Origin of the sequence: Edaphobacter sp. 12200R-103, from assembly GCF_010093025.1 — a bacterium.
GTDB lineage: Bacteria > Acidobacteriota > Terriglobia > Terriglobales > Acidobacteriaceae > Edaphobacter.
Map to the genome: position 1 here is coordinate 3,946,392 of NZ_CP048114.1, position 13,201 is coordinate 3,959,592.

A 13,201-nucleotide genomic window follows, 5' to 3' on the forward strand; every position below is an offset into this window, starting at 1 on the left:
ATGGCGAGTGTCAGAACGAGGCTGTCGTGTGGCTTGTTATGGGCGGCATCACTGGCCGCACTGGGAGCAGTCAACCAGCCTCAGCCTGCTCAGCTAAGTCTGGAACAGGCCGAGGCTGTCGCAGTCGCAAATCAGCCACGTCTGCTTGCGGAGCAACTTCGTGCGCGGGCATCAGAGCAGCGGGTGCATCAGGCTCGTGCAGGACTGAAACCTGTAGTCGAGTTTAATGCAACTGGCGCTTTAGTAGCGGATCCCGGAACGGCCACCTCCGCAGGCGCACTGCCGACGTCGGCAGTGTCGAACCGGTTTGCCTATGGCGGCAGCCTCTCTCAGCTTGTAACAGACTTCGGCCGGACCAGCGCACTGATCCGGTCTGCACGCTATGCATCGAACGCCCAGGTTGAGGCAGCGACGCTGACGAAGGCTCGTGTTCGGCTCAATGTCCAGGAAGCGTACTTAGGTATCCTCGGTGCAGAAGCTGTCCTGCGTGCTGCAAGAGCGGCGCTTGCGAATCGGGAGCTGATCTCCCGACAATTGGACGCTTTAACTCAGAATGAGCTGCGCTCAACGCTCGATCTCAATTTCGCGAAGGTTCTCGAGAGCGAGGCAGAACTGGCAGTTGTGCGTGCACAAAGCACGGTGGAACAGGAGCGCTCGCGTCTCGCTACGGCCATGGGGGAGCAGGCCCCGATTCGTTCGCGGCTCATCCAGCCCTCGTTTCCCAGCGAATTTCCCGCGACTCCTGAGGAGGTGCTCGCTCAAGCTCAAACCCAACGCGCCGATCTGCGAGCTGCGGAGGCGCAACAAAAGGCCGCAGAGGCATACGCGGCTGCCGAGAAGCGGCTCAGCTATCCCAGCCTCAACATACTGGGAGCCGCAGGTCAAATTCCTTACCACGACCATACACTTCGCGATGATTATGCGGCGGTAGGCTTCAATCTCAACATTCCGATCTTCAACGGTGGACTCTTCGCGGCTCGGCGAGCTGAAGCACAACTTGAGGCGGATGCAAGAGACCAGGATTCGGCAGCTCTTCGTATCGAGGTCAATCAACAGGTACGTGATACATGGTATCGGGCCGACGAAGCGTTTCGCAGCCTGAGTGTCACCGCCCGCTTGGTAGCGCAAAGCAAGGAAGCACTCCGTCTCGCCCAGGACCGTTATGACGCCGGTCTGGGAAGCATTGTGGAGTTGAATGAAGCGCAATTGAACGAGACATCAGCGGAGATCAGTGCCGCAGACGCGACCTATACCTACCTGTCGCGCCTTGCAGAACTCCACTTCGTCACGGGACTTCTGAATTGAGAGTACATCGATGATCTACAGAATCGGCCTTATCGCTGCAGCCCTGACGTGCTTGCTCACAGCCCTCCAAGGCTGCAAGCAAGCAGTGCCTGCCGAGGTCGCTCCTCCTACGGTTCCAATCGCGACCGCTGGCCCCGCGAGCCTTAAAAACACGCTGGTTCTCTCCGCTGAATTTCGGCCTTTTCAGGAAGTAGATGTCATGGCTAAGGTCGCCGGATACGTGAAGTCGATCACTGTTGATATCGGCAGCCATGTTGCTCAAAATGCCGTTCTCGCCACACTTGAAGTTCCCGAAATTCAGGACGATGTCGCAAAAGCAAAGGCTGCTGTAGCTGCAGCGGATGCCAATATCAGTGCGGCACAGGCAGCTGTGCATCGAGCCGAAGCCGGCTCAAACATTGCCACCCTCTCATTCAAGAGGATCAGCGATGTTGCGCGGCGCGATAAAGGACTTGTGCCCCAACAGGATATTGATGTCGCCCAAGCGAAGCAGATGGAGGCTGCTGCCCAGTTGGCGAGCGCACACTCGGCTCTCAAATCGGCGGAGCAGATGAAGGCGCAAGCCCAATCGGAGTATTCGCGCTCCCAAGCCATGCTGCAGTATGCCACCATTCGGGCCCCTTTCACCGGAGTCGTGATCAAGCGTTACGCGAACATTGGATCGATGGTTCAGGCGGGTATCTCTTCTCAGACGCAGGCAATGCCCGTCGTTCGACTTGCACAAAATAATCTGCTCAGGCTGGTGTTGCCAGTTCCGGTCAGCGCAGTTGCCGATATCCGTGAAGGCCAGGTGGTGGACGTAGTGGTGATCAACACTGGCCGAAAGCTCCGGGGTACGATCATTCGTTATGCCGATTCTATCCAGATGTCTACTAGGACCATGGAAACCGAGGTGGATGTTCCGAATCCAGATGGCACGCTCGTTCCCGGCATGTACACCGAAGTCCACTTGCACATCGCGGACCATCCAGCTGCTCTCAGCGTTCCGATAGATGCAGTGGATGGTCTCGGGACCAGCGTGCAGCAGGTCTATGTAGTCCACAGCGGCATAGTTCATCTGGTACCTGTGCAGATTGGTCTCCAGACCGAGGATCGGGTGGAGATCCTTGCAGGATTGAAGAATGGCGACAAAGTAATTGTAGGTCGCCATACCGGATTGTCTGATGGCGAGCGGGTCGAGGCACGACCCGCCACCTATGAAAACAAAGGCAGCTAGGAGACAAACCGGGAATGTCGCGTTTCTCCATCCGTAATCCCTATCTGATTGTGGTTTTGTGCCTGGTCATGATGATTCTTGGCACGGTAAGCGTCAGCGATATGCCGGTGGATATGTTTCCGGCAGTGAATTTACCTGTCGTAGCCGTGGCGACATTCTATTCGGGTATGCCGCCGCAGCAGATCGAAGCCAACATCACGTACCACCTGGAGCGCCAGTTCACGCTCGCCGCCGGCATCGATCACATGGAATCGCGCTCGTTGCCGGGCGTATCGCTCATCAAGGTATATTTCCGCGCCGGTACCAATCCCGATGCGGACGCCGCAAGCATCTCTTCGCTTGCCAGCAGTGATCTACGGGACATGCCACCCGGAACCTATCCTCCGATTGTTCTTAAACAGGATGCTGCAAGCACGCCAGTGGCACTGGTTACATTGAGCGGATCCGGTCTGAACGAAAGCAAGCTCAAAGACATCGGGCAGAACTTCGTTCGCAATCAGCTCGCAAGCGTAGCTGGAGCATCTGTGACGCAGCCGTTCGGTGGTCGCTGGCGACAGATCATGCTGTATGCGGACCCCTACAAGCTGGAGGCGAATCAGCTTAGCCCGATGGATGTTGTCCGATCGGTGAACGACGCCAATGTGATCCTGCCCGCGGGGGACGTGCAAATCGGACGATACGATTACAACATCTATACGAACTCCATGCTTAAGGGGGCACCGGATATCGCTCAGGTGCCACTCAAGATGGTTGGGCAGTCTCCAGTGCGCGTAGGTGATGTTGCGACACCTCAGGACTCGTTTGGCCTGCAGTACAACATCGTTCGTGTCAGTGGTCAACGTGGCGTTTATCTGCCGATCTTTAAGCAAGGGGGCGATTCAAACACGATCGCTATCGTGGATGGCGTGCGCGCGACGCTCAAAAAGCTTGTCGATGTTCCCGCATCTCTCAGGACCGATGTCGTCTTCGATCAGTCGCGGTTCGTAAAGACGGCTATTGAAACCCTGATTCATGAGGGTGGTGTAGGTCTCTTTCTCACCTGCCTGATGATCTTGATCTTCCTCGGTAGTCTGCGTGGCACAATAGCGGTCTTCTTTTCTATTCCGCTCTCACTTCTTACAACCTTTTTCATCCTGAAGCTGAGTGGAAGTTCTATCAATAGCATGGTGCTGGGTGGCCTGGCACTGGCGCTCTCCAGACTGATCGACAACTCAGTGGTTGTGCTGGAAAACATCTTTCGGCATCTGGAGGAAGGAGAATCTCCTGAAGTAGCAGCGGAGAACGGTGGCAGGGAAGTCGCCTTGCCCGTACTGGCTGGAACCCTTACTACTGTCGTTGTCTTCTTTCCGGTTACGATGCTCTATGGTGTGAGCAAGTTTCTCTTTTCCGCGCTTGCACTCGCCGTCGTCATATCGCTGTTCGCTTCTTACTTCGTTGCGCTCACGGTAGTCCCACTCTTCTGCGCCCGGTTCATCAAGAGTCCGCATGGCGAGGTTGTCCACGAATCGGCGGAGATGGAACAGGAAGTCACAGCGGATGTAAAGAGTACCCACCATGGGCCGTGGGCTCGATTCAACAGCGCATTCACGCGCGGATTCGATGCAATGCTGCATCGTTATGACCGCCTTGTAGCCAAGGTGCTTATAAATCCCTGGCAGGTGCTCGGCGGCACAGCTGTCTTGTTTCTGCTGTCGCTCTGCCTCTTTCCGTTGCTGGGCCTGTCGTTCTTTCCTCGCACGGATGCCGGTCAGTTCGTTATCAGCTTCAAAGCACCATCCGGAACAAAGCTAACCGCCACGGAGGGAGAGGCCCAGAGGATCGAAAATATCGTTCGCCGTGTCGTCTCGAAACATGATCTCGGAATTGTTGTGACTAACATCGGTGTCGACCCTGGCTTCTCCGCTCTCTTTTCACCCAATGCAGCGATGCACACCGGCTTCACGCAGGTTGCGCTATCGGAAGATCACAAGGTCAGCAGCTTCCGCTACATCGATGAAGTCAAAGATGCCATCGCAAAAGAGATGCCGGAGATTCAGACGTTCTATTCTTCAGGTAGCCTCGTCGACGGTGTACTTAACATGGGCGCACCGGCACCGATTGATGTTCGGATTACCGGTAACGATGTGACTGCCGATTTTGGGCTGGCACAGAAGCTGGCGTCGCAGATTCGTCACCTTCATGGCGTCGCAGATGTATACATTCCCCAGGATATCGACTATCCATCCTTACGTATCTCGGTAGACCGTACCCGCGCCAGCGAACTGGGTCTAACGGAAAAGGAAGTCGTTTCTAACCTCATCACAGCTCTGACATCGAACCAAATGATCGCTCCGTCTATATGGATTGATCCAAACAGCGGGAACAACTACTTCCTGACGGTGATGTACAAAGAGGGACAAATTAGATCTCTCGAGGACCTGAAAGCGATTCCACTTCACGGAGCAAACCTTACGCAGCCCACCCGGCTGGACATGGTAGCGAACATCGAGCGATTCAAATCTCCTACTGAGATGGATCACACACAGATTCGCCGAAATCTCGATATTTATGTGCGTCCGCAGCAGGAAGATCTCGGCAGAATCACGAAGCAGATTCAGAAGATAGTGGATCATGCTGATCCGCCACGTGGAATTGAGGTGACTCTGGCAGGCAGCGTTACCTCAATGAATGCCTCCTTCCGCAGCTTCGCGATTGGCCTCAGCCTTTCTGTAGTTCTGCTGTACCTCATTTTGGTCGCTCAGTTCCGCTCCTTCTTGGACCCGTTCATCATTCTGCTAGCGCTTCCACCGGGTCTCGTCGGCGTAATCCTGGCACTGCTGCTCTGGGGGACGACGTTGAACGTGATGTCTCTTATGGGCGTCGTCATGCTCGCCGGCATCGCATTGTCCAACAGTATTCTTATCGTAGAGTTTGCGCATCATCTCATTGCTCAGGGACTCGATGTAAAAGATGCGATCACCACATCCTGCAGGGTGCGGCTACGCCCCATTCTGATGACTTCGTTCGCTACTTTAATCGGATTACTCCCCATGGCCTTGAAACTGGGTCAAGGTAGCGAGTCCTATGCACCTCTAGCTCAGGCATTGATAGGCGGTTTGATGCTGTCAGTTCTGCTAACAATATTTTTGGTTCCCGCAGGATTTTATCTGGCATATGGTCGCGAGCAAGTCGCCCGATGACATGTGTGCAGCTAGGAGATTTCATATCAGCCGCAAATTTTCAAACGTCGAGCGGTGACGGACTCAATGCGGCGATGCTAAGAGCAGATTATTTTCGAGAAGCCGAGTTCTGGTTTCTAGTCCAAACTCGACGAGTGCATTGCGATTTGGCATCAATTGCTCTGGTCGAGAGAGTGATTTTGGATCGGGATGATTTGTTCCTGGTGCAGGATTCCACCTGGGCGAGGTTGTGGGTAGCCTAAGCACAGAGATCCCCGGCTCCGCTCATTCGTAGCCTCTTGCCCGCCGTCAATTCCTGAAAGCCAGCTCTGAGATTCTCACCTGCCATGCAGACTACTTGATGGCCTCCGAAGCAGGTTTCATGCTTTGAAAGTGATGGTGTTGCTTGCCAGTTAGTCAATATTGTTCAAAATCGGAGAGATAGCTTACGCCTGATGTGTGCCATTGGGTCGCTCATCTGCGGAAATTTGCGGGGAGCTGGAGATGCCAGTTATGATGTCTCTCCGCATTTTCTGCGGAACTATCGAGTGAATTGGTGATTCGCTTCGAGACTCAAAAGGAATCAGCCTGCTATGCCGAAATTATTTAGGGGGCGCTGCCTCTTTCAGGAAGTTTTGTCTCTTACCAAGCACGAGATCGTCACGACCGGCGGTGACAATCAGCCATACACCATCAAATCCGGCGACACGCTCTAATAGCGAGGGCTGTAAGCTTTTCGTAAAGAAGTTTGCATGAAGAATTAACAAATCGTCTATTCCCGCGCAATCGGCAGGCTGAAGCTGAAGACGGAGCCGTATCCGGTCTGGCTGGTGACTGTGAGCGTTCCCTGGTGCGATTCTATAATGGCGCGACTGATTGGTAATCCCATACCGGTACCCGGTTTCTGCTGACTATGTGTGCGAGAGCGATAGAGTCTATCGAAGATGAAGGCCTGTTCCATTGGATCAATCCCGACGCCGCGGTCAGCGACATTGGTGACGATGTAGCCTTCCTTCTGTTCCGCTGAAATCGAAATCGGGGATTCGGCTTCAGAATACTTCGCCGCATTTTCCAAGAGGTTGCAAAGCACTTTGCCAATCATCATGGAGTCGGCAATTACCTTGGGGAGAGCAGGAATTGAGACCGTGACAGGGTGACTGGTCCACACCCATGCGCAATTCTCCTGCGCTTCGACCACGATGTCTCGCAGGTCGATGGGGTGCAAGTCCATATGCACCTCCTTTGCCTCTAACTGAGCCATCTCTACCGCCTGCCCCACCAGTTGGTTGATGCGATCCGCTTCTTCATCAATGATGGTCAACAGCGCGCGCCGATCTTCTGCATTCACCGTGTCCATTGTTAAAAGAGTGCCTGCTGCTCCCTTGATCGACGTCAGGGGTGTTCTGAGCTCATGCGTGATGGAATCCAGAATCAGATTGCGAAGACGCTCGCTTTCTTTATTGGCTTCACTACGCGCGACTTCTTCCAGAGCCTGGGCGCGGTCGAGCGCGATGGCAGCGAGTCCGCCGATGGCGCGCAGCGTATCCTTCGAGACTCTCAGGCCAATTAACTGGAGAAGACCTCTTGGCCGTACGCCTGCGCGTATCGGGATGTGAACGATTCCGTCAGGCAGGATCTCAGGATCTGACAGGCTCAAAGCGAGAAGGCGGAAATGAGGAAATTCCGCAGGAACGATTCGTGGTTCTCCTGCCTGATAGACCCGATCTCCATCAAGCAGATAAAGTGTGGACTGCTGCGCCTGCGACGCGATATTGATTAAAGTCGGGAGCGCGGCGGTGATCTCAGCCACGTTCTCCGTTTGCAGGAATTCGCGGCTGAGAGAGAAGAGCACTTCTAGCTCCCGTTGCCGCGCGCGCGCCTGATCTGCCTCCTCCTGCGCCGTCTGGGAGAGACGGCTCCCAATCACGCTGGTCACAAGAAACGCAAAGAGCGTTAACCAGTTCTGGGGGTCGGCAATGGTGAATGTCCCAACTGGCGGCAGGAAAAAGAAGTTATAGCAGGCGGTCGCCACAACGGAAGCAACCACAGCGTATCGAAGTCTCAACTGTGCCGCAACAACCAGCACATAGAGCACCAACGTGAGCGCGACCGTGGTCGGATTCGCGTGCAGCCAGAAATGGTATATGAGTACAATGGCCGCAAGAGCGCCAAACGTCGATAGCCAGTACATGATCGGTACTGAGCGTCGTGAATTCATGCGGAGATTTTACAGCGTGCCTGAAGCCAACGAATACGGCAGAAAGTCGCCAGAAGACTGGCTTCATTCCAGCGAACCGGAAAAAGAACGCGGTCTCTTTAAGGTATTTCTTGGCTACGCCCCTGGAGTCGGAAAGACGTTCAGCATGCTAAGCGAGGGCATTCGCCGGCGCAGCCGCGGTGAGGATGTTGTCATCGGCATCGTGGAAACACATGGCCGAAAAAGTACGGCAGAACTGGCAAGTAAATTGGAACAGGTCCCCCGCCAGATGATCGAATACAAGGGCACGACCTTTGCGGAGATGGACGTCAATGCCATTCTGGCCCGCGCTCCACAGGTGGTGCTTGTCGACGAACTGGCTCATACGAATATCGAAGGAAGCCGGTTTGCCAAGCGCTACGAGGACGTCTTTCTCCTCTTAGAGAACAAAATCGACGTTCTTTCGACGGTCAATATCCAACACGTGGAGAGCCTGACACCAAGAGTGCAGGCACTTACAGGGGTGACGATACGCGAGCAGGTGCCCGATTGGGTACTGGATCGAGCCGATGAGATCGTCATTAGCGATCTTACCCCTGAGGCTCTCGTGACCCGAATGCGGCGCGGCGATATTTACCCCGCCGATCGGATTGAACGATCACTGGCAAACTTTTTTCGGCGCGGGAACCTGATCGCTTTGCGGGAGATGGCGCTGCAGCGCGTGACACGCGCAGTGGATCGAACGCTGGATGAATATGTGAAGCGGAAGCGGCTGGGATCGCATTGGACGGTGGCGGAAAAGGTTGCTGTTTGCATCAGCGCCGGCCCACAAGCACGCGACCTCATTGCCCGGGGCGCCAGACTGGCGGAAGCACTTGACGCGGAGTTCCATGTGCTTCACGTCACCAACAAGGCGGACGACGAGGAAGAGCGCCGGAAGATGCTGGAGAGTAGTCTTTTATTCGCACGTCATCTCGGTGCGCAGATTGTTACTCTTCCTGCCGGAGATACGGCAAAGGTAACAGCAGCGTACATTTGTGAGCAGCGGATCACACAGGCTATCGTTGGACGCTCCGCAACGCACGGCTTACGTTCCTATCTGTACTACTATGCGTTGCAGAAGTTTATGGCCGAAGCTCCTCACGTTGACCTTCATATCGTAACGCGGGAGGTCCATTGAAACGGATTCTGGTTGTCGATGATGAGCGGCAGATTACGACGATCCTTCGCACCTCTTTGCAAAATAGCGGCTACCTGGTGGACACGGCAAAGAACGGATTAGAGGCATTTCAAAAGTTCGAGGCAGATCCTCCGGATCTGATTATCACGGACCTTTCGATGCCGGAGATGAATGGCCTTGAATTGACGCAGGCAGTGCGTCGCCTCGCAGCAACGCCGATCATTGTCCTGAGCGTGCGCGATACCGACACCATGAAGGTCACAGCGTTGGATGAAGGCGCGGATGACTATCTCACAAAGCCGTTCAGCATGAATGAACTGCTGGCCCGGGTGCGCGCACAGCTGCGACGCAATGGAACCGAGACTCTGACGGAAAATGAGTTACGCGGTGGAGACTTCGAGATCGATCTCGCTGGGCATCGCGCCACCTTATGCGGAACCGAGCTCCATCTCACACCAAAAGAGTTTGAACTGCTGGCTCTTCTCTTGAAGAATGCTGGAAGAGTGATGACCCATAAGGTCCTGTTGCGCCATATCTGGGGACCGGCAGGAGACTCGCAACCGGAATACATCCGGGTGCTGATCGGACAACTTCGCAAGAAGCTGGATCGGGGCACAGGGACGCGGTACATTCAGAGCGAACCCTGGATTGGGTATCGACTCATCCCTGAGGGTACCACCCGCTCCACAGATTAACTCCTTCCTTTATGACTTCTTTATAAATTCCCTACGGACTTTCTACGGGCTCTCAGCCTTCAATAGGCAAAGAGGAAGTATGAAGTCTCAAATGACATCTCTGCTCATCCTGATCCTGTTCAGTTCTGCCACTGTGCTTCGCGCGCAAACACCGATCGTCCCGTCTACAACGGGACCGCAGGCAGATCGCGAAGCTGAGATTCGGAATCTTCAGCAGGAACTCAAAGCAATCTCAGACCGTCTTGAACGGCTGGAGGCTGAGGGCGCTCAGCCGAGAGCAGCCAGTGCACCCTCCACAGCAGCATCTGCTCCGAGTCCAGTTGCAGAAGCTTCGGCGGCCCCAACGTTCGTCTCAGCTGATGCTCCTACCCTGTCTTTCTTCCGTGGAACCACCCTCAACTTCGGTATCGATGGCTATTACGGCTACAACTTCAACGCACCCATCGGTCGCGTCAATTTGCTGCGCGCCTACGATGTCACAAGTAACAGCTTCAATCTCAATCAGGTGAACTTTATTGTGGAGCACCTGCCCACGGCGGAGAGCCGCTTCGGTGGACGCGTCGATCTTCAGTTCGGCCAGGCAACCGATGCGCTGCAAGGGTCCAGCGTCAACGAGCAGCGTCCGCAGGTATGGCGAAACCTCTTCCAGGCTTATGGTTCCTACCTCGCGCCCCTAGGCTCCGGTCTTCAATTGGATTTTGGAAAATTTGCAAGCTCCTTAGGAAACGAGGGCAATTACAGCAAAGACCAGATTGCCTACTCACGTGCTTACAGCTTCAATTACCTGCCCTTTTATCACGTGGGTCTTCGTGCCAACTACAACATCACGCCAAAGGTGAACTTCACCTATTGGCTGGTGAATGGAGCCAATGATACCGAGGACCTGAACGGATTCAAGTCGCAAGGTTTCCTCTTTGCCCTCAAGCCGACCTCCTCGTTGACCTGGAACATCAACTACTACTTCGGGCAAGAAGCGCGCGACGTTCAGTCAACACTGAACCCAAGCGCACCGGCTTCACCGACTCAGCCAGGACTGCCTACGACAAACATCTCTCCTGCTCCGGCCGGGCGCGAGCACATCTTCGACACGTATGCAACGTGGCAGGCCACCTCTAAGCTCACACTGATCGGCGAAGCGGATTACGTTCTCAACCGATCGGTGAGCGAGCAGTCGCCAGCACGCGTAGCGATCGGCGGTTTCACTGCGAAGTATGCTTTAGCGCGCAACTGGACCATTGGCGCTCGCACGGAGTACTTTGACGATCGCGGCGGCCTGTTCAGTGGCACTACGCAAGCACTCAAGGAAGCAACCGTCGTATTGGATCACAGCTTCGCTCCTGGATTTATTGGCCGCGCTGAATATCGTCGCGACTGGTCCAATCAGCGCTTCTTCTTGAGCGATACCGCGGGCTCGTTAATGCATGCACAAACCACCGCAACTCTCGGTCTCATGTACTGGTGGGGCACCAAGCAAGGCAGTTGGTAAGGAGAGAACTCAATGCTCGATCTGATTGCTGTCACTTTCCTCATATTCGTTTTCGGCCTGGCCCTCGCGTATGTCCTGGGTTGCGACCGTCTCAAAGGAACACGCTCATGAGTCTTAATGCAATTTTGCTGACGCTTTCGCTCTTATTGATGGTTTACCTCGTTTGTGCTCTTTTGCGCCCGGAGAAATTCTGACCATGACTCTGAACGGTTGGCTCCAAATTGCTCTCTTTATCACGACGATCCTGCTCGCGGCTAAGCCCATGGGCAGCTATATGACTGCGGTCTTCGAGCGCCGGAAGACCTTCCTTGATCCCATCTTGAATCCATGCGAGCGCCTGCTTTATCGTCTCACTGGCATCGATCCGGATGAGGAGATGCGCTGGACACAATATGCCGTGGCTATGCTTGTCTTCAGCGCAGTTACCTTGCTGCTAACCTACGTCGTCGAAAGGCTGCAGGCGTATCTTCCCTGGAATCCTCAACACCTGCCCGCCGTCGAGTCCTCCCTTGCGTTGAATACCGCGATCTCGTTCACGACAAACACGAACTGGCAGTCGTACACCCCTGAATCCACCATGAGTTATCTGACCCAGATGCTGGGATTAGCAACCCACAACTTCTGGTCGGCCGCGGTGGGCATGGCTCTCGCAATCGCGTTCGTGCGGGGAATCGCACGCCGGGAGATGAAGACGATCGGCAACTTCTGGGTCGATCTGACGCGCGGCACCTTGTGGGTCCTGCTTCCTATTTCTATCGTCCTCTCTCTTGCTCTTGTTACTCAAGGAGTCGTCCAAAATCTAAAACCGTACGACTCGGTGAAACTTGTTGAGCCGCAGACCGTGACGGGCAGCGATGGGAAGACCTCCACGGTCACGACTCAAACGATCGCACAAGGGCCGGTCGCCTCGCAGGAGGCGATCAAGATGCTGGGAACGAACGGCGGCGGTTTTTTCAACGCGAATAGCGCCCATCCGTTCGAAAATCCCACACCACTATCCAACTTCCTACAAATGGTGGCCATCTTTCTGCTTCCGGCCGGTCTCTGTATCACGCTGGGCCAGATGGTCAAGTCACCGAAGCACGGCTGGGCTGTTCTTGGTGCGATGGTCGTGTTATGGTTCGCCGGAACCTTTACAGCCTATTGGGCTGAATCACACGGCAATCCACTGCTCCATAACGTGGATGCAAAGGTGTCGCAGTTGCAATCCGGCGGCAACATGGAAGGCAAGGAAGTTCGTTTCGGCATTGCAAATTCCGCGCTCTTTGCCGCTGTCACCACAGACGCGAGCTGCGGCGCGGTTAACAGCATGCACGACAGCTATACGCCGCTCGGGGGCTTGATTCCATTGACCAACATGCTCCTGGGAGAAGTCGTCTTCGGTGGCGTGGGTGCCGGCCTCTACGGCATGCTGGTCTTTGTCGTAATGTCCGTATTCATTGCGGGTCTCATGGTCGGTCGAACGCCGGAATACCTGGGCAAAAAGATCGAATCCTTCGACGTGCAGATGGCAATGCTGTACCTTCTCATCTTCCCGTTGATCATTCTTGGCTTTACTTCCATCTCAGTCCTGATGCCGAATCTCGGCCTCGGCAGCCTTACCAATCATGGACCGCATGGCCTGAGCGAGATTCTTTACGCCTACACTTCCGCCACCGCCAACAACGGATCCGCCTTCGCGGGCCTGAGTGCCAACACACATTGGTACAACTACTCGCTTGGCACGGCCATGTTCTTCGGACGTTTCATGATGATGATTCCGATGCTGGCCATTGCCGGAAATCTCGCCGGCAAGAAGATCGTACCCATGTCTTCCGGAACATTCCCGGTTACAACACCGCTGTTCACCACCTTGTTGACCGCTGTGATTCTGGTTGTAGGCGCGCTCACATTCTTCCCCGTTCTTTCTCTCGGCCCGGTGCTGGAACACCTTTTGATGCGGGCCGGCCAACTGTTCTAGCTCA

General features: G+C 54.9%; 10 protein-coding genes. 9 read left to right on the forward strand and 1 reads right to left on the reverse strand.

Annotation, left to right across the window (positions count from 1 at the left end):
- From GWR55_RS16415 to GWR55_RS19460, 4 genes are all read left to right on the forward strand, one after another.
- Complete coding sequence (locus tag GWR55_RS16415) at positions 1–1,305, forward strand: TolC family protein (protein ID WP_162403230.1); 1,305 nt, start codon at positions 1–3, stop codon at positions 1,303–1,305.
- Between the two features lie 199 nt (positions 1,306–1,504).
- Positions 1,505–2,521, forward strand: coding sequence for an efflux RND transporter periplasmic adaptor subunit (locus GWR55_RS16420; RefSeq protein ID WP_238398473.1), 1,017 nt, complete (start codon positions 1,505–1,507; stop codon positions 2,519–2,521).
- Between the two features lie 14 nt (positions 2,522–2,535).
- Complete coding sequence (locus tag GWR55_RS16425) at positions 2,536–5,700, forward strand: efflux RND transporter permease subunit (RefSeq protein ID WP_162403232.1); 3,165 nt, start codon at positions 2,536–2,538, stop codon at positions 5,698–5,700.
- 572 nt (positions 5,701–6,272) lie between these two features.
- Positions 6,273–6,395 carry a hypothetical protein gene (locus GWR55_RS19460; RefSeq protein WP_255490424.1) on the forward strand — a complete coding sequence of 41 codons (123 nt, stop codon included), beginning with the start codon at positions 6,273–6,275 and terminating at the stop codon, positions 6,393–6,395.
- 56 nt (positions 6,396–6,451) lie between these two features.
- Here the strand turns inward: GWR55_RS19460 and GWR55_RS16430 are convergent, their stop codons facing one another.
- The gene (locus tag GWR55_RS16430) at positions 6,452–7,897 is read right to left on the reverse strand and encodes a DUF4118 domain-containing protein (RefSeq protein WP_162403233.1); all 1,446 of its coding nucleotides are present in this window, start codon (positions 7,895–7,897) and stop codon (positions 6,452–6,454) included.
- Between the two features lie 16 nt (positions 7,898–7,913).
- Here GWR55_RS16430 and GWR55_RS16435 point away from each other — a divergent pair, with 16 nt between their 5' ends.
- The 5 genes from GWR55_RS16435 to kdpA all read left to right on the forward strand — a co-directional run bounded on the left by GWR55_RS16435 (position 7,914) and on the right by kdpA (position 13,197).
- On the forward strand, positions 7,914–9,056 hold the full coding sequence (locus GWR55_RS16435) for a histidine kinase (protein WP_238398474.1): 1,143 nt from the start codon (positions 7,914–7,916) through the stop codon (positions 9,054–9,056).
- Positions 9,053–9,751 (forward strand): response regulator transcription factor, encoded by a 699-nt coding sequence (locus GWR55_RS16440; protein ID WP_162403235.1) that lies wholly within the window; start codon positions 9,053–9,055, stop codon positions 9,749–9,751. The genes GWR55_RS16435 and GWR55_RS16440 overlap by 4 nt, the downstream gene beginning before the upstream one ends.
- 91 nt (positions 9,752–9,842) lie before the next feature.
- Positions 9,843–11,237: an outer membrane beta-barrel protein gene (locus GWR55_RS16445; RefSeq protein ID WP_162403236.1), complete on the forward strand. Its 1,395-nt coding sequence runs from the start codon at positions 9,843–9,845 to the stop codon at positions 11,235–11,237.
- Positions 11,238–11,386: 149 nt separating this feature from the next.
- Positions 11,387–11,431 (forward strand): K(+)-transporting ATPase subunit F, encoded by a 45-nt coding sequence (gene kdpF, locus GWR55_RS19625; protein WP_370521437.1) that lies wholly within the window; start codon positions 11,387–11,389, stop codon positions 11,429–11,431.
- 2 nt (positions 11,432–11,433) lie between these two features.
- Positions 11,434–13,197, forward strand: coding sequence for a potassium-transporting ATPase subunit KdpA (gene kdpA, locus GWR55_RS16455; protein ID WP_162403238.1), 1,764 nt, complete (start codon positions 11,434–11,436; stop codon positions 13,195–13,197).
- The last annotated feature ends 4 nt before the right edge of the window (positions 13,198–13,201 follow it).

Excerpts from the sequence above, each read along its gene's own strand:
- GWR55_RS16420 (WP_238398473.1), top strand. The coding sequence starts at position 1,505 with ATGGCTAAGGTCGCCGGATACGTGAAGTCGATCACTGTTGATATCGGC.
- GWR55_RS16425 (WP_162403232.1), top strand. The coding sequence starts at position 2,536 with ATGTCGCGTTTCTCCATCCGTAATCCCTATCTGATTGTGGTTTTGTGC.
- GWR55_RS16415 (WP_162403230.1), top strand. The coding sequence starts at position 1 with ATGGCGAGTGTCAGAACGAGGCTGTCGTGTGGCTTGTTATGGGCGGCA.
- kdpA (WP_162403238.1), top strand. The coding sequence starts at position 11,434 with ATGACTCTGAACGGTTGGCTCCAAATTGCTCTCTTTATCACGACGATC.
- GWR55_RS16445 (WP_162403236.1), top strand. The coding sequence starts at position 9,843 with ATGACATCTCTGCTCATCCTGATCCTGTTCAGTTCTGCCACTGTGCTT.
- GWR55_RS16430 (WP_162403233.1), bottom strand. The coding sequence starts at position 7,897 with ATGAATTCACGACGCTCAGTACCGATCATGTACTGGCTATCGACGTTT.
- GWR55_RS19460 (WP_255490424.1), top strand. The coding sequence starts at position 6,273 with ATGCCGAAATTATTTAGGGGGCGCTGCCTCTTTCAGGAAGTTTTGTCT.